This window comes from Nocardioides sp. NPDC006273 (assembly GCF_040613495.1).
In the GTDB taxonomy this organism is placed as follows: domain Bacteria; phylum Actinomycetota; class Actinomycetes; order Propionibacteriales; family Nocardioidaceae; genus Nocardioides.
In genome coordinates this window covers 1-25,104 of sequence record NZ_JBEXSD010000025.1, presented here as the reverse complement: position 1 = coordinate 25,104, position 25,104 = coordinate 1, and the positions used below count along the sequence as shown (strand labels likewise).

The 25,104-nt window shown below is 69.2% G+C and carries 23 protein-coding genes and 1 rRNA gene; 8 read left to right on the top strand and 16 right to left on the bottom strand.

What is annotated here, in order from left to right; all coding sequences use genetic code 11:
- Positions 1–11 precede the first annotated feature (11 nt).
- On the top strand, positions 12–605 hold the full coding sequence (locus ABZZ22_RS12960; protein WP_354931690.1) for a bacterial proteasome activator family protein: 594 nt from the start codon (positions 12–14) through the stop codon (positions 603–605).
- A 40-nt stretch (positions 606–645) separates the two neighbouring features.
- Here the strand turns inward: ABZZ22_RS12960 and chrA are convergent, their stop codons facing one another.
- Positions 646–1,782, bottom strand: coding sequence for a chromate efflux transporter (gene chrA, locus ABZZ22_RS12955; protein WP_354931688.1), 1,137 nt, complete (start codon positions 1,780–1,782; stop codon positions 646–648).
- Between the two features lie 165 nt (positions 1,783–1,947).
- On the opposite strand from chrA, the gene ABZZ22_RS12950 reads away from it, so the two are divergent.
- Positions 1,948–2,163, top strand: coding sequence for a hypothetical protein (locus ABZZ22_RS12950; protein ID WP_354931685.1), 216 nt, complete (start codon positions 1,948–1,950; stop codon positions 2,161–2,163).
- A 269-nt stretch (positions 2,164–2,432) separates the two neighbouring features.
- On the opposite strand, the gene ABZZ22_RS12945 is transcribed toward ABZZ22_RS12950, so the two are convergent.
- The 3 genes from ABZZ22_RS12945 to ABZZ22_RS12935 are packed head-to-tail and all read right to left on the bottom strand — an operon-like array spanning position 2,433 to position 3,992.
- Positions 2,433–3,020: an NUDIX domain-containing protein gene (locus ABZZ22_RS12945; protein WP_354931682.1), complete on the bottom strand. Its 588-nt coding sequence runs from the start codon at positions 3,018–3,020 to the stop codon at positions 2,433–2,435.
- 10 nt (positions 3,021–3,030) lie between these two features.
- Complete coding sequence (locus ABZZ22_RS12940; RefSeq protein ID WP_354931832.1) at positions 3,031–3,363, bottom strand: YnfA family protein; 333 nt, start codon at positions 3,361–3,363, stop codon at positions 3,031–3,033.
- On the bottom strand, positions 3,357–3,992 hold the full coding sequence (locus ABZZ22_RS12935; RefSeq protein ID WP_354931679.1) for a histidine phosphatase family protein: 636 nt from the start codon (positions 3,990–3,992) through the stop codon (positions 3,357–3,359). Before ABZZ22_RS12935 ends, ABZZ22_RS12940 begins: the two co-directional genes overlap by 7 nt.
- Positions 3,993–4,075: 83 nt before the next feature.
- Here ABZZ22_RS12935 and ABZZ22_RS12930 point away from each other — a divergent pair, with 83 nt between their 5' ends.
- Positions 4,076–5,026 carry a WYL domain-containing protein gene (locus tag ABZZ22_RS12930; RefSeq protein ID WP_354931676.1) on the top strand — a complete coding sequence of 317 codons (951 nt, stop codon included), beginning with the start codon at positions 4,076–4,078 and terminating at the stop codon, positions 5,024–5,026.
- 98 nt (positions 5,027–5,124) lie between these two features.
- Here ABZZ22_RS12930 and ABZZ22_RS12925 read toward each other — a convergent pair whose 3' ends face one another.
- From ABZZ22_RS12925 to ABZZ22_RS12880, 10 genes are all read right to left on the bottom strand, one after another.
- Positions 5,125–6,516, bottom strand: a complete 1,392-nt coding sequence (locus ABZZ22_RS12925) for a cytochrome P450 (RefSeq protein WP_354931673.1) — start codon at positions 6,514–6,516, stop codon at positions 5,125–5,127.
- Between the two features lie 104 nt (positions 6,517–6,620).
- Positions 6,621–7,868, bottom strand: a complete 1,248-nt coding sequence (locus tag ABZZ22_RS12920) for a hypothetical protein (protein WP_354931670.1) — start codon at positions 7,866–7,868, stop codon at positions 6,621–6,623.
- Between the two features lie 159 nt (positions 7,869–8,027).
- Positions 8,028–8,741 carry a helix-turn-helix domain-containing protein gene (locus tag ABZZ22_RS12915; protein ID WP_354931667.1) on the bottom strand — a complete coding sequence of 238 codons (714 nt, stop codon included), beginning with the start codon at positions 8,739–8,741 and terminating at the stop codon, positions 8,028–8,030.
- Between the two features lie 272 nt (positions 8,742–9,013).
- Positions 9,014–10,711: an allophanate hydrolase gene (locus tag ABZZ22_RS12910; protein WP_354931664.1), complete on the bottom strand. Its 1,698-nt coding sequence runs from the start codon at positions 10,709–10,711 to the stop codon at positions 9,014–9,016.
- Positions 10,708–14,388: an urea carboxylase gene (uca, locus tag ABZZ22_RS12905; RefSeq protein WP_354931661.1), complete on the bottom strand. Its 3,681-nt coding sequence runs from the start codon at positions 14,386–14,388 to the stop codon at positions 10,708–10,710. The genes ABZZ22_RS12910 and uca overlap by 4 nt, the downstream gene beginning before the upstream one ends.
- The gene (locus ABZZ22_RS12900) at positions 14,385–15,185 is read right to left on the bottom strand and encodes an urea amidolyase associated protein UAAP2 (protein ID WP_354931658.1); all 801 of its coding nucleotides are present in this window, start codon (positions 15,183–15,185) and stop codon (positions 14,385–14,387) included. The genes uca and ABZZ22_RS12900 overlap by 4 nt, the downstream gene beginning before the upstream one ends.
- A complete protein-coding gene (locus ABZZ22_RS12895) occupies positions 15,182–16,036 on the bottom strand; it encodes an urea amidolyase associated protein UAAP1 (RefSeq protein ID WP_354931655.1) in 855 nt (284 codons plus the stop codon). The genes ABZZ22_RS12900 and ABZZ22_RS12895 overlap by 4 nt, the downstream gene beginning before the upstream one ends.
- A gap of 470 nt (positions 16,037–16,506) precedes the next feature.
- Positions 16,507–17,289: an HAD family hydrolase gene (locus ABZZ22_RS12890; RefSeq protein ID WP_354931652.1), complete on the bottom strand. Its 783-nt coding sequence runs from the start codon at positions 17,287–17,289 to the stop codon at positions 16,507–16,509.
- A gap of 76 nt (positions 17,290–17,365) precedes the next feature.
- Positions 17,366–18,598, bottom strand: coding sequence for a sigma-70 family RNA polymerase sigma factor (locus tag ABZZ22_RS12885; RefSeq protein ID WP_354931649.1), 1,233 nt, complete (start codon positions 18,596–18,598; stop codon positions 17,366–17,368).
- Position 18,599: 1 nt separating this feature from the next.
- On the bottom strand, positions 18,600–18,977 hold the full coding sequence (locus ABZZ22_RS12880; protein ID WP_354931646.1) for a YciI family protein: 378 nt from the start codon (positions 18,975–18,977) through the stop codon (positions 18,600–18,602).
- A 178-nt stretch (positions 18,978–19,155) separates the two neighbouring features.
- Between ABZZ22_RS12880 and ABZZ22_RS12875 the strand changes: the two genes are divergently transcribed.
- Entirely contained in the window at positions 19,156–19,977 is an 822-nt protein-coding gene (locus tag ABZZ22_RS12875; RefSeq protein ID WP_354931643.1) for a nicotianamine synthase family protein, read from the top strand.
- Here ABZZ22_RS12875 and ABZZ22_RS12870 read toward each other — a convergent pair.
- A complete protein-coding gene (locus tag ABZZ22_RS12870; protein WP_354931640.1) occupies positions 19,974–20,858 on the bottom strand; it encodes an LLM class flavin-dependent oxidoreductase in 885 nt (294 codons plus the stop codon). The genes ABZZ22_RS12875 and ABZZ22_RS12870 overlap by 4 nt on opposite strands.
- Positions 20,859–21,036: 178 nt before the next feature.
- Here ABZZ22_RS12870 and ABZZ22_RS12865 point away from each other — a divergent pair, with 178 nt between their 5' ends.
- From ABZZ22_RS12865 to ABZZ22_RS12850, 4 genes are read left to right on the top strand one after another with little or no spacing between them, the layout of a single operon-like run.
- Complete coding sequence (locus ABZZ22_RS12865) at positions 21,037–21,465, top strand: YciI family protein (protein ID WP_354931637.1); 429 nt, start codon at positions 21,037–21,039, stop codon at positions 21,463–21,465.
- A 48-nt stretch (positions 21,466–21,513) separates the two neighbouring features.
- Complete coding sequence (locus ABZZ22_RS12860; RefSeq protein WP_354931634.1) at positions 21,514–22,743, top strand: RNA polymerase sigma factor; 1,230 nt, start codon at positions 21,514–21,516, stop codon at positions 22,741–22,743.
- A gap of 21 nt (positions 22,744–22,764) precedes the next feature.
- Positions 22,765–24,030 carry an Nramp family divalent metal transporter gene (locus tag ABZZ22_RS12855; protein WP_354931631.1) on the top strand — a complete coding sequence of 422 codons (1,266 nt, stop codon included), beginning with the start codon at positions 22,765–22,767 and terminating at the stop codon, positions 24,028–24,030.
- A gap of 44 nt (positions 24,031–24,074) precedes the next feature.
- Positions 24,075–24,668, top strand: coding sequence for a hypothetical protein (locus ABZZ22_RS12850; protein WP_354931628.1), 594 nt, complete (start codon positions 24,075–24,077; stop codon positions 24,666–24,668).
- Between the two features lie 181 nt (positions 24,669–24,849).
- On the opposite strand, the gene rrf is transcribed toward ABZZ22_RS12850, so the two are convergent.
- Positions 24,850–24,966: ribosomal RNA gene (gene rrf / locus ABZZ22_RS12845) — 5S ribosomal RNA — on the bottom strand.
- Between the last annotated feature and the right edge of the window lie 138 nt (positions 24,967–25,104).

The window sequence follows — 25,104 nt, the reverse complement described above, 5'->3', positions numbered from 1 at the left end:
GGGTTGAGCGCATGACGCAGGAGCAGACCGGGGAAGTCGTGGTCATCGGCCCGGACGGGCAGCCGATCTCGGTGCCCGCCCACGTACTCAAGGACGCCACCACGCAGGAGGCCCCCGAGGACGAAGAGCGCGACGTGACCGACCTCGTGGAGCAGCCCGCGAAGGTGATGCGGATCGGATCGATGATCCGCCAGCTGCTCGAAGAGGTGAAGGCCGCCCCGCTCGACGAGGCTTCCCGCAACCGGCTCCGCGAGATCCACCAGGCGTCGATAAAGGAGCTCGAGTCCGGGCTCGCCCCGGAGCTGGTCGAAGAGCTGGAGCGACTCTCGCTGCCGTTCACCGAGGAGCAGATTCCGTCCGACGGTGAGCTCCGGATCGCGCAGGCGCAGCTGGTCGGCTGGCTCGAGGGCCTCTTCCACGGCATCCAGACCGCGATCTACGCTCAGCAGGTCGCCGCCCGCGCCCAGTTCGAGCAGATCCGCAAGGGTCTGCCGCCGGGCGTGACTCTCTCCGCCGAGGGCCACCCTGCCCCCGGCCAGGACGGGCCCCAGCAGTCGGGCGCCCAGAACGACCACGGCGACTCCTCCGGCGGGCTCTACCTCTAGACGAGGGCGCGGATGTTCACCGAGGTACCTCGGTGAGCATTCACGGCAGCGGCCCACCAGCCAGCGCGACAACCACCCCGACCGCGGCAGCGAGCAGCAGCGTGAGCACCACGCCGCGCTTCAGCAGCAGCAGGAGTACGCCGGCCGCGGCGAGCACCACCCACTGCCACCATTCGCTCGTCGCCAGTGCCAGCGGGACCGCCGATCCGAGGATCGCGCCGATCGCCGCCGGCCCGGCGCCGTCGAGGAACGCACGAGCGAGCGGCGAGGAACGTAGCGCCTCGAAGTGCCGCCCGCCGGCGATGATCATCGCGAACGACGGCCCGAAGGCGATGACCGCGGCGCCGAGCGCCCCGAGGAGACCGGCCGCCGCGAACCCGACGACCGCGACCGTGTGGACGACCGGGCCCGGGGTGATCTGCCCGAGCGCGACCGCGTTGAGGAACTCGGCGTCGCTCATCCAGCCGTAGCGTTCGACCGCATCGGACTGCATCAGCGGGATGATCACGAAGCCGCCGCCGTACGACAACGCGCCGACCTTGAAGGCCGTCCACGCAAGCGGCGCCGCCACCGCGGCGGTGAGTCCGCCCTGGACCAGGAACGGCACGGTGAGGACGGACTGGAAGGAGTTCGTACGCCACGGCCTCCGCATCGCCACCTCGACGAGCCCGGCACCGACGAGCACGAGGACGACCCATGCCCCGGTTGTCGCGGCGGCGACGGTCCCGATGACGGCGTAGAGAAGCCATCGCGGACGCGACGGGGTCCGCTCGTAGGAGGACGGCACGAGCGCCCAGCCCGCCTGCACCGCCACGGCAGCGACCGCCGCACCGGCCCCCGCGCCCGCGCCCAGCACCCATGCGGGCGGGTCACCGAGGAAGAGGGCCGCCAACGCGAGGATCAGCACCAGCCCCGGCAGGATGAACGCCAAGCCACCGACCAGCGCACCGCGCGCGCCTCCGACCCGCCAGGCAGTGAAGATCGCCAGCTGCGTCGAGGAAGGTCCGGGGAGCAGGTTGCAGGTCGCGATCGCGTCTTCGAACTCCTCCGGTTCCACCCATCCGCGGCGCTCGACGACGGTCTCACGCAGCAACCGGATGTGGGCGGGCGGACCGCCGAACCCGATGACGCCGATCCGCCCCCATTCCCGAGTGATCTCCGTCAACGACGTGGTCATGACGCGCAGCGTACGGGCTCCAGGTGATGTTTCTCAGATGTGGATATTTCGTAACTCCAAAGTGGCAAATAGTCGCGTCATGGGCACACCTCGCCCCCGTCTCTCTCACGTGAAGGCCGCCGGACCCGGACGGCCAGCGCCGTTCGCCGAGAAGAGGAAGAACCAATGGCTACCACCACGATCACCGCACGTCACCGCAGTGACCTGACCGCCGTCGAGTCGATCCGCAACAACGTCCTCGACGCCGTACGCAGCATCCGCAAGAACGACCCGTCCGAGCACAAGCACCGCGGCGGGATGCCGCCGGCCGTCGGCACCACGATGTTCGGCGTCGCCGCCGCGGCTGCCGTCGGCATCGTCGCGCTCGGGGCCGTTCGCTGACCATGCGCAACCATCGTCGGTCCGTCGCCCACAGCCTGAGGCTGTGGCTGGACGCCCTGCGCCGACCGAGGGGGCGGCACAGGGCGCGGCCGGGGGGCCGCTCCACGGACTGAGTGTCGTCGCACGTGCCGATCGGGGGGGTCCGCACCCGATGCGACGACACACACCAGAGATCTCGTCATACCGGGGGCCTTACGACCAGATCTCGCAAGAACCGCAGCCGACCATCCTGAGGGATGGTCGGCTGCGGTGCGGTTGCGGGCTGGCCGTCAGGCCGGAACGGTCGACTCCTCCACGCATCCGCCATCTGCCGCCTCGACAGGGTCAGCCGATCCGGAGGTGGCCGCGGCGCGGCGTACCTCGGCGTCCTTCCACAGGTCGAGGAGCACCGCCGGCCAGATCGCCTCGTCGGTCGTGGCGAGCTCCGTGCGTGTCCACCAGCGGTGGCCGGACATCGTGAGCTGCTCCTCCTCGGTGTGACCGGCGATGGAGACCTCGAACTCGGGCACCCAGCACGCGTAGAAGACGTCCTGCTGGTCGATGACCACGTCGCTGTAGCCGTGCACGACGGTGCGTCGCATCGTCGGCCCGAGCAGGTCGGCCTCGGTGATCCGCAGGCCGGTCTCCTCCTCGACCTCGCGCACGGCAGCGACCACTTCGCTCTCACCGTCGTCGATGCCGCCGCCGGGAGTGATCCACCAGCGCGCCCCCGGGACCCCCGGGTCCGAGTCGGTGAAGAGCAGGATCCGGTCGCGATCGTCGATCAGGAGCACGCGAGCCGTACTCCGGCTGCGGCGGGGCCGCTCTCCGCGCGCGACCGGGACGAAGGTACGCGGCGACACTTCCTCGGAACCCATCACCCCATCCTCACCCACGTGGCGCATACATGATCACGCCCATCCCGGCCAGGCACAGTGCCGCACCGGCGATGTCCCAGCGGTCCGGCCGGAAGCCGTCCATCGCCATCCCCCAGGCGATCGAGCCGACGACGAAGACCCCACCGTACGCAGCCAGGATCCGCCCGAAGTGAGCATCGGGCTGCAGCGTGGCGACGACCCCGTAGAGGCCGAGCGCGATGAACCCAGCGCCCACCCAGAGCCAACCACGGTGCTCCCGCAGCCCCTGCCAGACCAGCCAGGCGCCACCGATCTCGGCGACCGCGGCCAGGGCGAAGAGCAGGAGCGAGCGGAGGATCAGAATCCCTCACCGATCAGGTGGGCGCCACCCAGCGGGTCGTTGTTCCAGGAGATCGTCGTCCAGCCCTCGTCCGGACTGCCCTCGACGACCGCGAGGCCGGTGTTGCGGATCCGGTTGTCATCGCCGAATGCCGGCGACTGCGTGGTGCGCAGCCCCGTCCACATCCGGATCGCGGCGCCGTGCGAGACGATCGCGACCGTGTCATCGGGCTCGTGCTGCTTGGCCACGGCCTGCACCGCGGCGTCGTAGCGCGCCAGGAACTCGTGGCCCGCCTCGCCGCCCGGGACCGGGGTCTCGAGAGTGCCGCCGATCCAGTCGGCGAGCGCCTCGAGATAGGCCGTCACCGACTCCTTGTCAGTGGCCATCTCCAGGTGTCCGGCGTTGATCTCCTCGAAGCCCTCCTGCACCACCAACGGCAACCCGGTCCGGGCGGCGAGCGGCTCGGCGGTCAGTTGAGTACGGATCAGGCGGGAGGCGTACAGCCCCGCGATCCTCTCCCCCGCCAGCGCGTCAGGCACCGCTGCGGCCTGCGAGAGGCCGAGCTCGGTCAACCCCGCGCCCGGGAAGGCAGTGTCGAGCGCCCCCGAGACGTTGCTCGGGGTCTGGCCGTGTCTGATCAGCAGAAGTCTCATATGCCGGTAAGGGTACGGGACCTGCCACGCCGAGAGCGACGGACTAATCTGAATCCGGACGAACCAATTCCGGGAGCCGCACGATGGGACACGACGAGAGCCCGACAGCTCGGGCACTGCTCACCCTCGAGCTGTTGCAGTCCTCCCCCGGCATCACCGCCGAACGGCTGGGCGAGCGGCTTCGGGTGACCGAGCGCGCCGCCCGCCGCTACGTCGCCATCCTGCGGGAGGCCGGGATTCCGGTCGAGTCCGAGCGCGGCCCGTACGGCGGCTACCGACTCGGCCGCGGGATGCGTACGCCGCTCATCTTCACCACCGCGGAGGCCCTCGGCCTGGTGATGGCCCTGCTCGACGGCCACCACGACATCGCCGACGCCACCGGCCCCGTCGGCAGCGCCGTCGGCAAGATCGGCCGGGTGCTGCCGGAGTCGCTGTCGCAGACGGTGGCCGCGGTGCGGCGTACGATCTCGGCCGTCCCTGACCAGAGCGCCGCCACCCCTGACCCGGACATCACCACCAGCCTGGTCCAGGCATGCGACTCCCAGCGGCGGACGACCATCACCTACACGACCGAGAACGGCAACGAGCGAAAGATGGTCGTCGACCCGTGGGCGGTCGTCGTCCGCCACGCCCGCTGGTACCTGCTCTGCTGGTCCCACACCGCGGACGCACGCCGGGTGCTCCGGGTCGACCGGATGGCCGCGGTCGATATCGAGGAGACCGCCTTCGTACGCCCTGAGATCGATCCCGTCACCGAGGTCGAGGAACATCTCGGCGAGGGCTGGGCCTACTCGGTCGAGGTCGTCTTCGAGGCCCCGTTCGCGCAGGTCGACCGCTATCTCCCCCGCGTCCTGGGCCGCCTCGAGCCCATCGACGACGGGCATTGCCGTCTCGTCGGGAGCACCAACAGCCCGGACTGGTACGCCCAGGAGCTCGCCCGTCGCGCCGTCCCGTTCCGCGTGGTCCAGGGTGACGAGGTACGCCGCTGCGTAGCCGCCCTGGGTCAGCGACTCCTCGACGCCGCCGAACACTGACCGCCGAGACGTCACTCCCGTCGGCCGAAGTGGCACGGAGGTGCCGACTCGACCGACGGGAGTGACGTCTCGACTGACCTACCTGACGCCTCGGCGGGTCAGAGCAACCGGGCCGGCAGGTGCGAGTAGCCGCGGAGGATGCGGGTGGGGTGGCGCTCGCGGTCGCCGACGAGCTCGAGGTCGGGGAACCGCTCGAAGAGGAGCCGGAGCCCGATCTCGCCCTCCATCCGGGCCAGCGCTGCGCCGAGGCAGAAGTGACGGCCGCTGGAGAAGGAGAGGTGGTCGCGGGCGTTCTCCCGGGTGACGTCGAAGGTGTGCGGGTCGGTGAAGACGGCCGGATCGCGGTTGGCTGCGGCCAGCACCGTGTTGATGATCGTGCCGCGCGGAATCTCCTGGCCGGCGATGGTCGAGTTCCGCCGAGCGACCCTGCCGGTGAGCAGCACGGGCGGGTCGAGCCGCAGGATCTCGTCGGACGCGTTCGACCACAGGTCGGGCCGTGCCTCGAGCACCTCGAGCTGCGAGGGGTTGTCGTGGAGCAGCGCGATGCCGTTACCGATCAGGTTCACGGTGGTCTCGAAGCCTGCCGCGAAAACCAGGCCGGCGACGGCGCGCAGCTCCTTGTCGCTGAGCCGGTCGCCGTCGTCGCGGAGCGCGACGAGCTGGCTGAGCAGGTCGTCGCCGGGGTGATCGGCGAGATAGGCCAGATGGCCGCGCAGCCAAGTGTCGAACTCCTCCAGCGACGTCTCCATCTCTCGGAACGTCCGCCAGCCCAGTCCGATGTCGAGGCTGAGCGCCGCGCCCTTGCCGAGCTCCAGCATCCGCTCGCGCAGCTCGACGGGGACACCCAGCACCTCGGAGATCACCGTGATGGGGAGCAGCCCGCAGTAGCGGGTGACGAGGTCGACGGGGGCACCCGAGGCGGCTTCCTTCTCCAGGTCGTCGAGGAGCTCCTGGGCGATCTCCGCGGTGCGAGTCCGCAGCCGCTCGACCGCTCGCACGGTGAAGACCCGGGTGACCAACTTACGGTAGCGGGTGTGCTCCGGCGGCTCCGTCGCGAGCAGCGACGGCGGCTGGAGCGGAGCGAACACGTCGCTGGCCGACCAGGTCGCCGCTCGCGCCAGCAGACCGGTCCCCGACTCGTCGGGCGCGAAGAACCCGGTGACGAAGTCGTTGCTGGTCAGCACCTCTTTGATGACCTCGTGATCGACGGCGAGATGGCTGAAGCCGCCTTGATAGAGGGGCCCACGCGCACGGAACTCCTCGAACAGGTCGACCAGGTCGAAGGTGTGCGACCCGGGCCCGCTCAGGATCAGGTCACCCTGCAGGTCACCCTTTCTGGCGGACCGAACGATGGCGGTACGCGGCAACCCGTGCCCCAGCGCCCAGCGCACCCCCTGCTTGGCGGTGCGTTCCACCGGCCCCAGCGTCCAGCCCAGCGTCCGTCCGGCAATCGAGCGAGCGCCGACGGGCGGCGTGATCTTGAGCGGCATGCGAGACCTCCGAGGCACAGGAACACGTTTCATGCAGCGTACGCCGGGGCCGAAGGCCGCCACATCCGACCGTGGTAGCAAATCCGTCCGTCCCGGAGCGGCGATCAGCGCCTGATGAACTCGCGATCGCCCTTGGGCCAGGAGTGCGTGTAGCCGGTGACCTTCGCGGCACCGTCGACCCGGACGCTCCATTCGGCGTGGCCGGAGGCGACCGGCTTGACCACGACGAGCTGGTTGGGCTCGGTGATCATGACCGTACGCGTGAACCGCTCCGGCTCGCCCCACGGATCCATCGCGATCCTGGCCGTCACCGGGAGTCTGCTGGTGTCGATCCGAAGTCCGATGGCCTCGGTCATCGCGATCGCCTCCACCGAGAGCTTCCTGGTGGGCGCGGGCTCAGCCTTCGGCTTCTTGGTCGGCGTGGGGGTCGGCTTCGGTGTCGGTTTCGGGGTCGGTTCGACCCGGTCCGAGGACGGCGGCGCGCTCGGCGAGGTCGCCTCTGACGGCGGCTCGATGACCTCGTCGCTGGCCGCGGCGCTGGGCGCCGACTGCTCGCTCTGCGGTTCCTTCTTGTCGGACGAGTCCGCGTCGGAGCCGGTCACGACGCCGCGTACGACCTCGTAGACCAGGATCAGCAGGAGCACGGCGGCGATGACCAGCACCACCCGACCACGACGGGTCATCCGAGACCGTCGGTACGGGCCCGGTTCCATGTGGTGCAACGGCACCAACGGCCCGGACGACTTCCTGGAGACCGGTTCAGCGACGGACTCCGCCTCAGGCCCGGGCTCCGCCTCAGGGATCGGCTCAGGGATCAGCACCGGGGCCGGCGGCGGCCCTGTCGGTGGCGCCGGCGGGGGCGTCGACGGCGGCTCGGGTTCCGACTCCGGGTCGGGCTCAGGTTCGGGCTCCAACGGCTCGGGCTCCAACGGCTCGGGCTCCGGCTCGGCAACAGGCGCCGGAACCGCCAGGACCGGCGGCACGTACGGCTCCTCCGGCTCGGGCTCGGGCTCCTCCACCGGCTCGACGACCCCTTGGACAACCGTCGGCGCAGCGGCAGCAGGAAGCCATGCCGCCCCGGGGGCCTGCCCCGGCGACGCGTACGTCCCGAAGACCTCGAGCGGCTCGATGTCGGTGACCCGACCGTCGGGATGGACGAGCATCCGGACCCGGGCGTCGTCGTCGGTCGCGACGACCTCGACGGACTTGCGGCTCGGGCCGGCGAGCTGCTCGCGCACGGCACGTATGCCTGCCTGATGCGGATCCTCCCCCCACGGATGATCCACCACCAAGCCGTTGAGCGTCGTCACACCGCGGTTGACGGAGAGGATGGCTGTCTGCTTCCGGGCCATCAGAGGCCTCCGGAAGGGTCATTGCACACGTGTGGGGGTCCTTGTGGTGGGGGAAGCGGGCAAGGGCTCGGAAAGTGTGTCGGTCAAGCCTCATCGGGGCAACTCACACGCGCCGCCCGTGCCCACCAATACTGTGCTGTCAGCCTGGTTGGAACCGTGTCAGGCGACCTCGCGGACCTTGTCCTCTCGGAAGTCGTCGAGCATGTCCACGGCGACGTCGTTCGCAGCAATGATCTTGGCTTCGCTGACACCGCAGATCCGCAGACACGTGGCAGCGATCGCCCATGCCTCCGGGCACGAGATCCGCCGGACCGGGTCCTCGGTGCGCATGTTGATGACACCCTCGACCTGCTGGATGAGCATGTTGCCCAGCTGCTTGAGACCGATCGTCGACAGCACCGTCTCCGTGGCCACCCTGCTGGCGAGATCGGCGTAAGCCTCAACCAGCTTGTCGTGCTCCTCGCGGAAGTCGACGTAGACCTCTTCTTTGGTCACGTCCGGCAGCAGGTAGAGCATGCCGACGTTGTGCGGCACGTCCGCAAGCGTGCGTACATCGACGAGAACAAGCAGATAAAGGGCTGTCTCGACGTTCAGGGGTGGCACCTGATTGAGGATCTTCTCGACTTTGTCCGTGGTCGGACGAACCGTGGTGCGGAGCAGCTCGACAAGGATCTCGTCCTTGCCGGCGAAGTGGTAGTAGAGAGAAGCCTGGCGGATGCCGACCTGGTCGGCGATCTCGCGGGTGGAGGTCGCCGCGAAACCCTGCGACACGAAGAGTTTCGCAGCGGCTTCGAGGATCTGATCGCGCGGGGAGGCGGTGCCCGAGTCGGGCACATGCCTGGGGCGGCCGGGCCGAGAACGCCTAGTTGTCATGTACGTCATCTAAGCGGCCTCCCGAGTTTCGGGGAAGATTCGAAAGAGTCTTCTTCCCCTAGAGAATAGTGCCGAAAGTCCCGCCGAAGGGTTGCCGTCCTCGTAGACAAACGGTATGGCATGACGAACCGATAAAGCTGGCACGGCATCCTCCCGAGGCGACGAATTTGGCGGATCCGTGCCCAGTGTGACCCGTATTCGGACCTCTGAACAGGATCGCGTTCCGCCAGAGGGAATGCCGTCGGTTTGGTGTCCGTCATTCCCGCCAGAAGTCAAAGACGCTGCTCAGACTGATGATGGCGCCACCCTCCGTGCGACGAGATGTCGGCAGCCCCTTCGACAGCGAACGGCTCGACGAGGAAGCCGCAGACGACGGAGCCGTCCGCCAACGTGACCTTCCCGATGGCCATCGGAGCAGGTACGCCGCCCACGAACGCTCCGAAGCCCGCGGCCGGGACACGCCAGAGCTCGCCCTCGATCCGCGTCCCGGTCTCAGCACCACCAGTCCGGACCAGCCCAGGCTTGGGCGGCACGGTCTCGAGGGCGAACAGCCGGTAGTCGGCTGAGGTCGAGGCCGGCCGCAGCAACGTGGCTCCGGCCTCGACCAGCTGATGGTTGAGCGGCATCCCCGACAGGTGGGCACCCACCACGAAGAGATCGACGCTCGGGCTGAGCAGCGTGTGGCCGAGCGCCGCCAGGGTGCGGTCGCTGCCGAACGCCCCGGTCAGCATCACCCCGAACGGCAGCCCGTCGACCTGGCCTGCAGGGACGGCGAGCGAAGCCATGTCGAGCAGGTTCGCGAAGTTCGTGTAGCGACCGAGGCGAGCGTTGGCGCCGACGGGATCCGCCGCCACCTCGGCGAGGGTCGGGTGCCAGGTCGTCGTCGGTGTCAGCAGCGCCGAGCATCCGGCGAGCGCCGCTCGCCCCTCGGCACCGAGGCGCGCCAGGAGAGCCACGTCGCGCGCCCAGTCAGCTGCGCTGGGCGATGCTCCGGCGAGCACGATCTCGGCGACCGTCGGGTCCAGGTCCGTCCCGATGCGGTCACGGTTGGCTTCGAGATGTGAGCCGACCGCGGCGTACCTCTCGGCGACGAAGGCGCCGTCGTAGAGGAGCCGTGAGGCATCGAGCAACGGCGAGATGTCGGCCTCGACGATCTCGACCCCGGCAGCCGTCAGACGTGCGACCGCGGCTTGGAAGGCGTCAGCCCATCCCGGGGCGAGCCCGTCGAGGTGCTCGCCGGTCGGCACGGCCACCCTCGGCACCGGCGGCAGCCCGGCATCCGGAGGCAGCGTACGAGACAACGGGTCCGAAGGGTCGGGACCAGCCATCAGCTCCGCCGCCGCCCGCGCGGCCGCGAGATCCCTGGCGAAGACGGTGACGCAGTCGAGCGTGTAGCAGGCGGGCACGACACCGGTGACCGGCACGAACCCACGCGACGGCTTCACCCCGACGATGCCGTTGAGCGCGGCCGGAACCCGCCCGGAGCCCGCGGTGTCGGTCCCCAGCGCGAGGTCGACGAGGCCGAGAGCGACCGCCACCGCCGAGCCCGACGAGGAGCCACCCGAGATCCGGGTGAGGTCCCAGGCGTTGCGGACCGGGCCGTAGGGGCTCCGGGTGCCGACCAGCCCGGTCGCGAACTGATCCAGGTTGGTCTTTCCCACGACCAGAGCACCGGCCGCCCGCAGCCGGGCGACGGCGGTGGCGTCGCGGGCCGGCTGATAGGCGAAGGAAGGTGCTCCGGCGGTCGTCGGCAGGTCGCGCACGTCGATGTTGTCCTTGACCGCCAGCAGGCGCCCGGCCAGCGGCAGGACCTCACCGCCGGCAACCCTCGCATCGATCGCGGCGGCCTCCTCGAGCAAGTCCGCACTCGTACGCAGCGAGATCCAGATCTCCGGACGGTCCGACGCCTCGATCCGGTCGAGTGCCTCCGCTGCGCGGACGACCGCGCCACCTGCGAGCGAGTGGATCAAGCCCCGGCTCCGACGGCCGGTCGCACCGCGGCGATGATCTGTCCCGGGACGATCTGCTCGCCCGGCTTCACGTAGAGCTCGACCACCTCGCCGGCGACCGGTATCGGGACGCTCGCCTCCATCTTCATCGCCTCGACGACCATCAGCGGCGCATCCTGCGCCAGCCGCGCCCCCCGGCTGGCGACCACCTTCCAGACCGTCGAGGTGAAAGGCGCGGTCACCTGCACGCAGCCGTCCGGCACCTCGACCTCCGACGGTTCGCCTCGCGCGTCGATACGGTCGCAGATGTCGAACTCTCCCGCCACCTTCCAGCGCTCGCGCTCCTCCTCGAAGGCGGCGGACTGCCGGTCGCGGAAGTCGGCGATCGAGCCCGCGTTGTCGGTCAGGAAGCGGTCGTACTCCTTGATCGAGAAGGTGCCCTCCTCGGTCTCGAACTCACCGCGACCGGCGTCGACCTCCGCCCTCAGCTCGAGGAGCTCCTCGGCAGAGACCGGGTACCACTCGATCCGGTCGAAGAACCGCAGCGCCCACGGATCGTCGTGGAAGAGCCCGCCGGCCGACGTGGAACGCCGGAACCGGTTGAACACCTGCGTGGTCCGGCCGACGAGCTGGTAGCCACCCGGCCCCTCCATCCCGTAGATGCACATGTACGCGCCACCGATCCCGACGGAGTTCTCCGCCGTCCAGGTCCGCGCCGGGTTGTACTTCGTCGTCACCAGCCGGTGCCGGGGGTCCAGCGGCGTCGCGACCGGCGCCCCCAGATAGACGTCCCCCAGTCCGAGGACGAGGTACGACGCGTCGAAGACGGTCCGGTGGACCTCCTCGACCGAGGCGAGCCCGTTGATCCGGCGGATGAACTCGATGTTCCACGGCGCCCACGGCGCGTCGTCGCGTACGCCTGCGGTGTAGCGATCGATCGCCTCCCGAGTCGCCGGGTCGTCCCAGGAGAGCGGCAGCCGCACCCGCCGCGAAGGCACGGCGAGCTCCGAGGTGGCGGGCAGGTCCTCCTCCAGCTCACGCAGCAGCGCCGCGACCTGGCCGGCCCGCAGGATCGAGGAGTCGGTGTGGACCTGCAGCGACCGGATCCCCGGCGTGACGTCGATGATGCCCGCAGGCGCGTGCTCGGCCAGCGCCGACTGCAGCGCGTGCACCCGCATCCGGAGACCCAGGTCGAGAGTCATCGGCCCGTACTCGACCAGCACGGAGTTGTCCCCGCTGCGCCGGTAGGTGACCTCCGGCCGCTCCGGAGTTCCGGGCAGCCCGCCCAGGACGCCGTCGTCGCCGTCGCCACCCGCGCCGCCGACCACTGCCAAGGAAGCACGGTGATCGACCAGGCCGGCGGCCCTGTCTTCGCGCACCGGCACGAACCGCACCGTGTCGCCGGGACGCAGCTGCCCGATCTTCCACAGCTCGCCGCTGGCGACCACGGCCGGGCAGACGAAGCCACCCAGCGACGGGCCGTCGGGGCCGAGGATGATCGGGGTGTCGCCGGTGAAGTCGAGCGAACCCACCGTGTAGGGGGTGTCGTGGATGTTCGAGGGGTGCAGCCCGGCCTCGCCACCGTCGGCACGGGCCCAGGTCGGCTTCGGCCCGATCAGACGTACGCCGGTGCGGGCCGAGTTGTGGTGCACCCGGTAGCCGGCCGAGTAGAGCTGGTCCAGGTCTGATCGCGTGAAGAACTCCGGGGCGCCGTGCGGGCCCTCGGTGACGCCGATCTGCCAGCTGTTGGTCAGCGCCGGCCGCCGCGACGCCGGGGTCGCTGCGGGCTGCGCCTGGGGGTCGATTGCCGTGCCAGGGCGGAGCACGTCGCCGCGCTGGAGCGTACGTCCGGCGTGCCCGCCGAATCCGCCGAGCGTGAACGTCGAGGCGCTGCCGAGATACTCGGGCACGTCCAGCCCGCCCCGGACCGCGATGTAGGTCCGCAGTCCCGGACCGTCGGTGCGGCCCAGCTTCAACGTGGCCCCCGCGGGGAGCTCGATCGGCTCCCACTGCGGGGCAGGGACGCCGTCGACGCTGACCGGCATGGGGGAACCGGTCACGCAGACGACGGCGGGATCGGAGAAGACCAACGTCGGCCCGCCGGACGTCGTCCGGCCGGTCGCGAGCGGCACCGTGACCTCGAGCCCGGGGGCGCCCCGGTGGTTGCCGACTGCCAGGTTCGCCTCGGCGAAGGAGACCGGGTCGAACGGCCCCGACGGGGGGACGCCGACCTGCCAGTAGCCCACCCGACCGGGGAGATCCTGGACGGTGGTGAGCACGCCCGGGTCGAGGACGTCGATGCGCGGGTCCGGGTCGCCACCTCTGCCCTGCTTGGCCCGTTCGGCCAACGTCGAGGTCGAGTGCGTCGCCGAGCGGAGCTCGTCGTAGGTCGTCATCGCGCGCAGCGCGGAGACGTTGGTGACGATGCCGTCGATCCGGGTCCGGGCGAGGGCGTCGCCCAGCGTGTCCAGCGCCTCGTCACGGGTCGCGCCGGTGGCGATCACCTTGGCGATGAGCGGATCGTAGTGAGGCGAGACCTCGAGCCCGGTCTCGATCCAGGAGTCAACCCGGACGGAGTCGGTCGGCTCCGGCAGGACCGCACGCGTCACCAGGCCGGACGACGGCATCGAGTCCTTGGCCGGGTCCTCGGCGTAGACACGCGCTTCTACGGCGTACGCCTTGGGTGCGGGGCACTTGCGGAAGAGCTCGTCCGGCAGGGCCGCGACTCCGTCGCCGGCCAGTCGCAGCATGAGCTCGACGATGTCGATGCCCATCACCTGCTCGGTGACCGCGTGCTCGACCTGAAGTCGAGTGTTCATCTCCAGGAAGGAGACCAGCTCGCGGACCGGGTCGTAGACGAACTCCACGGTCCCGGCCGAGCGGTAGGAGACCGACTTGGCGAGCTGTCGCGCGGAGTCGTGCAGGACGGTCCGGACGTGCTCGGGGAGCGCCGGCGCGGGCGCCTCCTCGATCACCTTCTGGTTGCGGCGCTGCAGCGAGCAGTCGCGGTCGCCGAGCACGGCGACCTGTCCCTGCCCGTCGCCGAAGACCTGCACCTCGACGTGGCGCGCCGGCCGCACGAGGCGCTCCAGGAACACCCCGGCGGTGCCGAAGCTGGTCTGAGCGAGCCGCGCGACCCGCTCGAAAGCGACCCGGACGTCCTCCTCCGAGCTGCACGCGGTCATCCCGATGCCACCACCGCCGCCGGTCGCCTTGACCATCACCGGCAGCCCGATCCGGGCGGCCTCCTCGGCTGCCTCGTCGGGACCGGAGAGCAGGCCCGAGCCGGCCAACATCGGCACCCCGGCGTTCTCGGCGAGCCGGCGAGCCGAGTGCTTCTCGCCGAAGGCCCCGATCTGCTCCGGCGTCGGGCCGACGAACCGGATTCCCGCCGCTTCGACCTCGCGGGCGAAGGCGGCGCTCTCGGACAGGAAGCCGTAGCCGGGATGGAGCAGCCCCGCGCCGGTGCGCAGGGCTGCTGCGATGATCAGATCGCCACGGAGATAGGAGTCCCGTGCGGGCGCGGAGCCCAGACAGACGGCCTCGTCCGCCTCCCGCACGTGTGGCGCCGCCCGGTCGGCCTCGGAGAAGACCGCGACCGTACGCATGCCGAGCTCGCGCGCCGTGCGCATCACTCGGCGGGCGATCTCTCCCCGGTTCGCGACGAGGACGGTGTCGAAGGGTGGGCCAGATGTCATGAATCGGCCTCGTACTCGAGGTCGGTATCCGGCTCCGAGACGATCATCCGCAGGGGCGTCGGGTTGAAGTCGTTGCAGGGGTTGTTCATCTGCGGGCAGTTGGAGATCAGCACGAGCGTGTCGATCTCGGCGCGCAGCGCGACCCGCCTCCCGGGCGCGGACATGCCGTCGACGATGCCGAGCGCACCGTCCTCCTCGATGGGCACGTTCATGAACCAGTTGATGTTGGAGACGATGTCGCGCATGCCGAGCCCGTGCTTGGCACCCTCGGTCAGGAAGTTCTCCCGGCAGCCGTGGTGATACATCACATGGTGGCCGTAGCGCAGGGTGTTCGACTCGCGCGAGCAGGCTCCGCCGATGGTGTCCTGGCGGTCGATCTCGTTGTCGACCACGGTCATCAGGGCGCGACCGAGGTTGCTGCGCAGCACGGTCCCGGTACGGATGTAGGCGTTGTCCTGCCACGCGAGCGTGTCCGGGGCGCTGTAGCGCTCGTCGGTGTGCTGCGCGTTGTAGAGCAGACAGTCGCCCGACTGGTTCCCCCCGACGTCGACGATCGTCAGCACCTGCCCGGCCCGCACGACGCCCGACCACGAGGCCCGCGGAGCCACCTGCTCGTCCAGCACGACGGCACCCGGCACCAGCGGGTCACCCCACTCCAGGTGAGTGTGGTCGTCGGCGTACGACGCGCCGACCGGGACGCTGGAGACCAGCTGCCCGTCGGGCGTCAGATAGGTGGCCGTCGGAACCGGAACAGTCGTCACAGGCCTCATCACCGGGTTGTCGATCGTGGTAGTCACAGGCCCCGAGCCTCCGCATAGTCGAGTGTGTTCAGATACGCCCGCCGCACCTCGGGAGAGGCGTCGAAACGCTCCTCCGCCTGGGTGGTCGGGTGGGTCTCCGGCGTACGCCAGGCGTGCACGCGCAGCGGCCCGACGATGTACTCCGGACGTGGGTCCCGCGGATGCGGGACGTTGGCGATCAGCACGATCAGGGGCAGCTCCGCCACGAGCTCGACCGCGGTCCCGGCACCTGACGAGCCGAACCAGTCGAAGCTCCCGTCCGCCGCGACCCGCACCCCTTGGAAGAACGACACCGAAGGGGGTACGTCGGCCGGGCCGAGTCCGTGCTTGGCGGCCGCCTTCACGAAGAGATCGCGGCCCGCGGGCGCGGGCCCCTCGGGCAGCGCAGTGCCGTAGCGCAGGGCGTTCCAGGCGGCCGTGCTCGTCCCGCAGAGCGCGTCGTGCCTCCCCGAGGTGTCGGTGAGGATCGTGGCGAGCACCCGACCGTCACCGGAGAGCAGCGGGTGCCCGGCGCCGAGGTAGGCCTGCCACGGGATCTTCTGGGTGTCGGCGACGTTGAGCCGCTCGGTCGGCTCGAGTGCGTTGTAGAGGAGCGTGTGGGCACAGGCCTCGCCGGTCGGATCCTCGAGCCGGAGCCGCGTGCCGCGGGCCAGGACCTTGTGGGTGTAGCCCCCGGGAGCGACCGTCTCGGCCCACGTCAGGCTGTCCGCGGCCACATCCTCGGGACAGAACGGGCTCGACGAGGCTGGGAGGTACGGCATCCAGTCGCTGACCTGTCCCGCTTGCGCGCGAGCGTCTGCCCGTGCGTTCAGCACCGTGTCCGTGCTGTGGTCTGCAGCTAGTGCCACCCGTGGCCTCCTCGAAACATGATGAACCTGTCGACTGACAGGTAAGCATGTACGTCAAGGGCGTCGGGGGCAAACCATGACTGTTGGGAACCTGACTCCGAAATGTGGGGTCGGCGTCGGAGAAATTCTTCCCTGTCGGTCGATCGATTCTTATCGTTTTCTGCCGGGGCTGGCTAGGGGGCATCGACCATTTCCTGCCGAATTCACGCCTGTGGTGCCGCCTGATGGAGCGAACTCCCCGAGGCGGGGTCCTCGGCCTCCGGTTAGAAACTGTCACTGGACAGGTAACAGAGCTCATGGCGCGCCGGACACCGATCCGAGAGTGATCCGCAACCGTGCCGAGGAGCGGACCGGATCATCGGTCGAATCCCGGATTCCACTCATTTCGGCCTCCCGTGAGTGGGACCCTGACCCGGGCGTGATGGCCCGTCGGCGCGCCCATGCGTCGGTCGAGCGCGCTCAGCCGGCCATCAGCGCCGCGACCGCTTCGATCCCCACGGCACGACATTTCCAGACACAAAAGTCCGCGATTCGGACCCGTTGCGCGGCTCCGGCACCCTGACCATCGCGACGAGCTCGTTCAGGTCACCGATCGTCGGGCCGTTCCACTCGAGATCGAGATCGGGCACGACCTCCGGTCGCTGCGCCGGATCCTCGGGCAGGAACCGCACGGCTCTCATCCCCAAGGCCTCTGCACCGTACAGCTCTCCATCGCCGCCGTCCCCGACGTAGACGCACTCGGTGGTCGGCACCTCGAGCGCGGCCGCGGCCACCATGTAGGCACCGGAGTCCGGCTTCCGCACGCCGGTCCGGCACGAGAACGAGGCCGCGCCGAAGTATTCGCTGAGCGGGCTGTCCGGCCAGACCTCGGTCGTGGCGCAGCAGGAGTCGGAGACCAGGCCGAGGCCGAAGCCACGTGCACGCAGTGCGCTCAGGGCAGGAAGCGCCCAGGTCGAGGCGTGCAGGGAGAGCGTGAAATCGAGACGACGCCGGATGGCTGCTTCGACCTGGCTCTCGGTGGGAACCGCCCCCAGCCGCCGAGACAGATAGCGCACCGTGTGATGCACGCTGGCCATCAGGCCGCGGGTCCGCTCATCGAGCGTCTCGGCCGTCGCCGAGGCGAATGCGGCAGGGTCGATCCCGAGGTCCGCTCCCATCCCGCGAGCCATCGCCGCTCGCTCGGCTCTGGAGCCGCCCGGGATCAGCGTGTCGTGAAGACCGAAGAGGACTGCGCGCACGCGACCCTCGTCCATGGACTCACTCTAACCAAGTTCGGAGCGATGCTGAACGATCTCTTCCCCTGCCCGGCATATCTGTGTGACTGGTCAACTACGCTCGGCCGAGCGTTTCGATCCGTCGGTTCAGGTAGCGCTGCTCGGGAACACTCCGGGTCAGCCTCGCCGCCAGCACGTAGTGCTCCCTGGCCACTGCGAGGTCGCCGGACTGCTCGAGCAGGTGCGCGAGCACGGCATGGGCCCGGTGGTGTCGCTGCATCGCCGGGTGCTCGAGCAGGTCGCGAACGATCTCGATCCCGTGCTCGGGCCCGAGGCTCATCGCCACGGCGACAGCCCGGTTGAGCGTGACCGCCGGCGAAGGGGCCACCTGGGCGAGCATCCCGTAGAGCAGGTTGATCTGGAGCCAGTCGGTGGCCTCGTACGACTCCGCCTCGGCATGGACCGCCGCGATCGCCGCCTGCAGCTGGAAGCGTCCCACCGCCCCCTGCGGGAGTACGTCCTCGAGCAGCGCCACACCTTCGCAGATGAGTTCGCGGTCCCACTGCGAGCGGTCCTGGTCCTTGAGCGGGACCAGGTCGCCGAGATGGTCGACGCGCCCGCACGAGCGCGCCTGGGTCAGCAGCATGAGCGCGAGCAGGCCGGTGGCCTCGTCGTGCTCGGGAAGCACGCCGCGCACGATCCGGGTCAACCGGATCGCCTCATCGGTGAGCTCGATCCCCTGCAGGTCCGGTCCGCTGGTGCGGGTGTGGCCCTCGTTGAAGATCAGGTGACAGACGTCGAGCACGCAGGCGATGCGCTCGGGCAGCTCGTCGGGCGCCGGCGAGCAGAAGTCCTCGTTCTTCAGCGTCGCCCGCGCCCGGCTGAGGCGTTGCCCCATGGTCGCCTCCGGAACCAGGTACGCAGCCGCGATCTCCGCCGTCGTCAGACCGCCCACGCACCGCAGCGTGATCGCCACCTGGGAAGGCCGGCGCAGCGCAGGGTGGGCACACATCATCATCAGCCGCAGCGAGTCGTCGTAGACCGAACCGATCTCCACGGCCGGGGGATCCGTCTCGTCGAGGCGCCGGGCCATCCCGTCGGCGATCTCACGTCGCCTCCGGGCGGTGTCGGCGCGCATCTGGTCGATGAGCCGCCGGTGGGCCACCCGGATCAGCCAGGCACGCGGATCGGCCGGCAGGCCATCACCGGGCCACTGCCGGCTGGCCGCGATCAGCGCCTCCTGCGCGGCGTCCTCGCAGTCGGGAAGGTCGGGGTGGACCCGGAGCAGGGCGCCGAGGACATGGGCAGACTCCTGCCGCCACACGTCCTCGACACCGGTCACCGTCATGTCAGTAGGTTGCCACCGGCCGCAGCTCGACCGTCTCACCGGGCCCGCTGAAGCTGCGTACGACCTCTTCAGCCCTCTCCTGAGACTCCACATCGATCAGGAAGAAGCCGGCCAAGTGCTCCTTCGCCTCCGAATAGGGACCGTCGGTGGCGATCGGCTCGCCGGCATCCCAGCGGTAGAGCCTGGCCGAGGCCGGGTCCGCGAGCGCCTGCCCGCCGAGGAGCTCTCCGTTGGCTGAGAGCTCCTCCAGGACCGCCTCGAAGGCACCGTTGAGCTTCTCCCTCGTCTCCTGCGGCAGCGACTGGAACTCCGGGATGAAGTCGCCCGTCGGGTGACCCCACGGCTGCGGGTTGGAGTGGATGAGAATGACGTACTTCATGGTTCTTCCCTTTCCTGGACGCCTTTCCTGGCGTGCTTGCGGGGGTACGTCGTAACCGGTCGGCGTGGTTCTACATCGTCCCAGAAGCATGCCGCGCCGATCGCTTCCGTTCCGCTGAGCGGCCTTCCTGGCGGAACACCGTGCAGCGGCCGTCGCCGATGTGGAATCGTGACCGGTTGTGAATCCGGGAGCGTTCGAAGCCATCGACGAACGTCTGGTCTCCACCCTCGACGACCTGCTCGACCAGCAGTCCCTGGCACCCGGCATCGTCGTCGACGCGCTCTTCAACCGGTTGGTGACCGCAGTGCTGAGCGTGCCCGAGCCGGCCGCCGATACGGTGCTGGCCGCCTTGCCGCCCTCACACTCACCGGCCGTCTTCCGTTCGGTTGCGTCCGCGGGGGAGCATGCCCTCGAGCGGGCCTGGGCCGACCGGATCGCCCGCTCCCCCGACCCCGCGGGGGCGTTCGCCCGCTTCCCCTACCGCGAGAACTACCGACTCCTCGTGGAGATGGAACTGACTGCCGTACGCCGCGAAGGCACCCTCCCACGGCAGGTTCTGCTGCTCGGCTCGGGGCCGCTGCCCCTGACCGCGTTCTGCCTGGCCGACCTGGGGATAGCGGTGCACTGCGTCGACCACGACGCCGAGGCGATCCGGCTGTCCTCCGTCATGGCCGGTCGCCTGGGCACGGCCGGCGTGACGTTCGAGCACGCCGATGCCGCGGCGGCCACGCCACCACGACCCGTCGACGTCGTGCTCCTCGCCGGCCTGGTCGGAGCCGACGATGCCGCCAAGGCCGAGGTGCTCGATCAGGCGGTCACCCACCTCGACCCGCGCGGCCTCGTCCTGGCGCGGAGCGCTCGGGGGCTGCGTAAGTTGCTCTATCCGCCAGTCGGTCCGCAGGCTCTGGCCGGCCTGACCGTGGTCGCGGAGGCCAACCCCGAGGTCGACGCCGCGGGAACCGACGTGATCAACAGCGCGATCCTCGCCCGCTCTGCCTAGAGAGCGGGGTCGAGGACCTCGGCCTTGAGCTGGGCCGCCCGCTCGATCCGCTCGGCACCCGTCTCACCCAGGTTCCACGTCGGCAGGATGAACTCGTCGAACCCGGCCGCGACATAGCGACCGATCAGGTCCTGCAGCTCACCGGCCGAGCCCGTCTGCGTCCTGGCAGCGCCCGGGTTCGCACCGTCGAGATCGAGCATGAGGTTGGTGGTCGTCTTGATCGTCTCGGGATCGCGACCCACCTGCTCGCACGCCTCCAGGAGCTTGGCCCGCACCGCGCCGGCGCTCTCGGGAGTGCCCCAGGTGTTCCACTCGTCGGCGTGCCTGGCGACGACCTTCAGCATCCGCGGGCCCTTGGCGCCGACCAGGATCGGCAGCGGCGAGGCCACCGGCTTCGGCTCGCACGGAGCGTCGGCTAGCTGGAAGTGAGTCCCCTCGAAGGTCGTACGGGGCTTGTCGAGCAGCGAGCGGGTGACCTCGATCGCCTCCTCGAACCGGTCGACGAGCACCTTCGCACTCGGCAGGTCGATGCCGTACGCCTTGTGCTCGTTGATCTGCCAGCCGGCACCCATACCGAGCACGAACCGCCCACCGGCGATGTGGTCGATCGTCGCGGACCGGTTCGCGAGCAGCGCCGGATGGTGGATCGTCGTCGGGGAGACGAGGGGGCCGATGCGTACGTTCTGGGTGGTTGCGGCCAGCGCCGGCAGGATCCCCCAGACCTCGTGCGTCGGCCCGTCCTCCACGTCCTCGGTGCCGGTGTTGGGCATGTAGTGGTCGGCGACCCAGACGCCGTACCAACCGGCCTGGTCAGCCGCCTGCGCCTCGGCAAGAATGTCGGCGGTGGAGGAGGTGTGATTGGGCCACAGCGAGATCTTCACGCTCTCCAACCTACCCATAGCACCAGCACCGGTGGTCGAGCCCTTCGACAAGGTCAGGAACCACCTGTCGAGACCCCTGAAAATATTCTTGGCAGAGTTGTCGATCCCGCGTAGACCTCGTTCGACCAAGGGGTGAACGGGCCGGCAAGACGGCCCGACAGACACAGGAGAAACCGAGATGCCGAAGTACATGCTGATCTGGCGCACCATCGACGAGGACAAGCAGAACGCCGCGATGGCCGAGATCCCCTTCGAGCAGATGCTCGAGAAGATGGGGCGACTCAACGACGAGCTCATCAAGTCGGGCGTGCTGCTCGCCATGGAGGGCCTGGACCCGGAGGAGCACACCGTCGTCACCTACACCGAGGCGGAGGAGGCGCCGGTGGTCACCGACGGCCCCTACGGCGAGACGAAGGAGCTCTTCGGGGGCTTCTACCTGATCTCGGTCGCCTCGAAGGAGGAAGCCATCGAGTGGGCCAAGCGGCTCAGCTACTTCCCGGGCTCCGCCGTCGAGCTCCGTCGGGTTCCGACGATCGACGAGTTTCCCCAGGACAACCCGTGGATCCAGAAGGAGCTCGACTGGCGGACCAAGAACGGGCAGCTCTGACGGACCCGGTGGTCGAGCTTGTCGAGACCACCCGACGAGGAGACATTGATGAGTGACGCGACGCGCGCCGTCGAGGCGATCTGGCGAATCGAGTCCGCCCGCATCGTCGGCGCCCTCGCGCGCTACACCGGCGACTTCGCCCTCGCCGAGGACGCGGCCCAGGAGGCCCTCGCTGAGGCGCTGGTCTCCTGGCCGCGCGACGGCCAGCCCGCCAACCCGGTCGGCTGGCTGATGACCACGGCCAAACGGCGGGCGATCGACACGATCCGCCGTGCCGGGGTCCAGCGCGAGAAGTACGAGGCGATCGCCCACGACCAGGACGAGGCGTACGCCGACGACCTGGACATCGAGCGCATCGACGACGACGTTCTCGCGCTGATGTTCATCTCCTGCCACCCGGTGCTGTCGAAGGAGGCTCGGGTGGCGCTCACGCTCAGGGTGGTCGGTGGCCTGAGCAGCGAGGAGATCGCTCGGGCGTTCCTGGTTCCGGTGCCGACCATCCAGGCTCGTATCACCCGCGCGAAGAAGACGATCGCGGCCGCGAAGGTGCCGTTCGAGGCGCCTTCACCCGAGGAGCGCGGACAGCGGCTCCCCGGCGTCCTCAACGTCCTCTACCTGATCTTCACCGAGGGCTCCACCGCGACCTCCGGCGAGGATCTGATCCGCACCGATCTCGCCCGGGAAGCACGGAGGCTGATCCGAGTGCTGATCGGCGTGCTGCCCGATGCGCCTGAGGCGTACGGCCTGCTCGCGCTCATGGAGCTGACCGCCTCCCGCTTCCCGGCGCGCACCGACAGCAACGGTGATGCTGTCCTCCTCGAGGACCAGGACCGGACCCGATGGGACCGGGGTGCGATCCGGCGCGGGCTGGCCGCGCTGGAGCAGGCGACGCCTCGCGGCCTGGGACCCTACGGCCTGCAGGCCGCCATCGCCGGGACGCATGCGGTCGCCGACTCCGTCGCGACGACCGACTGGGAACGGATCATCGTTCTCTACGAGGCCCTGGGGCGGATCGCGCCGAACCCGATCGTCGATCTCAACCGGGCCGTCGCGGTGGCAATGGCCCACGGGCCCATGCCCGCGTTGGAGCTGGTCGATCGGATCGCCGAGGACAGACGGCTCGACAGCACCCACCTCCTGCCCACCGTACGCGGTGAGCTGCTGCGCCGGCTGGGCCGAACCGTCGAGGCACGCACGGAGCTGGAGCGGGCCGCGGAGATGTGCGCCAACGACCGCGAGCGCGCCGTACTTCGGCAAAAAGTCGCTGAACTGCCCTAAAACCGGGTATACCTGTCGCCCATGTCACAAGCAGCGAGGACCGAGTCGTCCGAAACCCCGCGCTGGCGGATCCTTGGCCCCGGCCTCGTCGTCGCCGCGACCGGTGTCGGTGCCGCTGACCTGGTCGCCACCCTGATCGCAGGCAGCAAGTACGGCTACGCCCTGCTGTGGGCCGTGGTCATCGGATGTGTCCTGAAGGTCGTGCTCGTCGAGGGCGCGGGGCGCTACAGCCTGGCGACCGGCGAGACGATCTTCCAGGGTTGGCGGCGTCTGGGCATCTGGACGACGATCTACTTCGGTCCCTACATCGTGATCTGGGGCTTCATCTACGGCGCCGCGGCGATGGCCGGCACCGGCCTGGCCCTGACCGCGCTGTTCTCGTTCGCCTCGGTGAAGGTCTGGGGCATCGCCTCCGGCCTGATCGGCCTCGCCATCGTGTGGGCCGGCCGCTACAGCCTGTTCGAGAAGTTCCTCGCGGGCCTGGTCGGGATCATGTTCGTCACCATGGTCGCGGCCGCGATCATCACCGTGCCCAACCTCCCCGAGCTCTTCAAGGGCCTGGCGCCGACGATCCCGGACGGCGCCCTGGTCAACGTGCTCTCGGTCGCCGGCGGCGTCGGCGGAACGATCACGCTGGCCGCCTACGGCTACTGGCTGCGGGAGAAGGGGTGGAACACCCCGAAGTTCATGCGGGTGATGCGGATCGACAACACCACTGCGTACGTCGTCACCGGCATCTTCGTGGTCGCGACCCTCATCGTGGGTGCCGAGCTGCTCTACTCGGCGCGCATCGCCATCGGCACCGGCGACCAGGGGATGCTCGACCTGTCCAACGTGCTCGCCGACCGCTACGGCAACTGGTTCGGCAAGCTCTTCCTGATCGGCTTCTGGGCCGCGGCGATGTCGTCCCTGGTCGGCGTCTGGAACGGCGTCAGCCTGATGTTCGCCGACTTCATGGGGACCATCCGCGGAAAGGCCGACGAGCCCGAGGCGAAGAGCGGTGGCCTCTGGTACCGCGCCTACATCCTCTGGCTCACCTTCCCCCCGATGATCTGGCTCCTGCTCGCTGACGAGCCCACCTGGCTGATCCTCATCTACGGCGTGCTCGGCGCCTTCTTCATGCCCTTCTTGGCGGTCACCCTGCTCTGGCTCCTCAACACCCGCCACACTCCCGTGGAGTGGCGCAGCAAGTGGGTCTCCAACATCGGCCTGACCCTCTGCGCCCTGATCTTCGCCTGGCTCGCCTACGACCAGATCCGCACCTCCATCGAGAGCCTGCTCGGCTAGAGCCCGCACTCACCCACCCCGCAAACGACGAAGGCGGCGAGCAGATGCTCGCCGCCTTCTTCATCGACGCGATCACGGCGGTCATCGGAGTAGGCCTCCTCGCGCTGGTCCCGGTGGCCCGCGTCATCCGTGCCGACACGGGGAAGGTCTCCTACTTCGGTGACCTACGGGCCGGCCTGAAGTATGCCTCCACACATCCGCAGGTGCGTTGGATCCTCGTCCTCTTCACGCTGGTGATGGTGATGGTCTGTCGCGATGCCGCTGTCGATGGTCGTCTTCGGCCCGCTCGCGGAACAGTTCTCGGTCGAGTCCCTGCTCATCCTCGCCGGAGTGCTGCTCTTCATCGTGGTGGGCGGCATCCTTGCCATCCCAGCGCGCGCCGGTCCCTGGCTGCGGTCGACCGCACAAAGGAAGAGCCCGTCACTCCCGCCGCGGTTGCACCGGAGGAGGAAGCACGACAGAGCACCAAATGCGATGTATCGAGCCTGTCGGAGATGACAGTTGCCCGGCACCTCGAAGGCACCGGGCAACAGACGAAGCTCTGGGGATCAGCGGCTGGCAACCAGCTTGATGGCCACACCGAGACCCGCGGCGACGATGGCGGCGATGATCAGCTTCTTGACCATGGGAACTCCTAGTTCGAGATAGTGATACGGACTCCAACTATGACATTGGAACCCCGCGTCGCTACTCACGTCAACCGGGCGCGGCGCAAAGTGACCACGCCAATCCGTCTCGACGGGCTCGGTACATCGCCCCACAAATGGCTACAAATGGCAGCAGGGCCACCTCCGAAGAGGTGGCCCTGCGCAAAGTTATGTCCGGCGGCGTCCTACTCTCCCACAACCTCTCGGTTGCAGTACCATCGGCGCTGAAGGGCTTGACTTCCGGGTTCGGGATGGGACCGGGTATTTCCCCTTCGCTATGGCCGCCGTAACTCTTGAGATCACCCGTCGGGTGACCAAACCTGTGTTACAACAGTTGGTTCGTGGACGCGAACAGTCTCATCAAAGGTGTCTTCGATGGTTGTTGTTTTTGTTGAGGGTTTATGAAAGATAAGCCCTCGGCCTATTA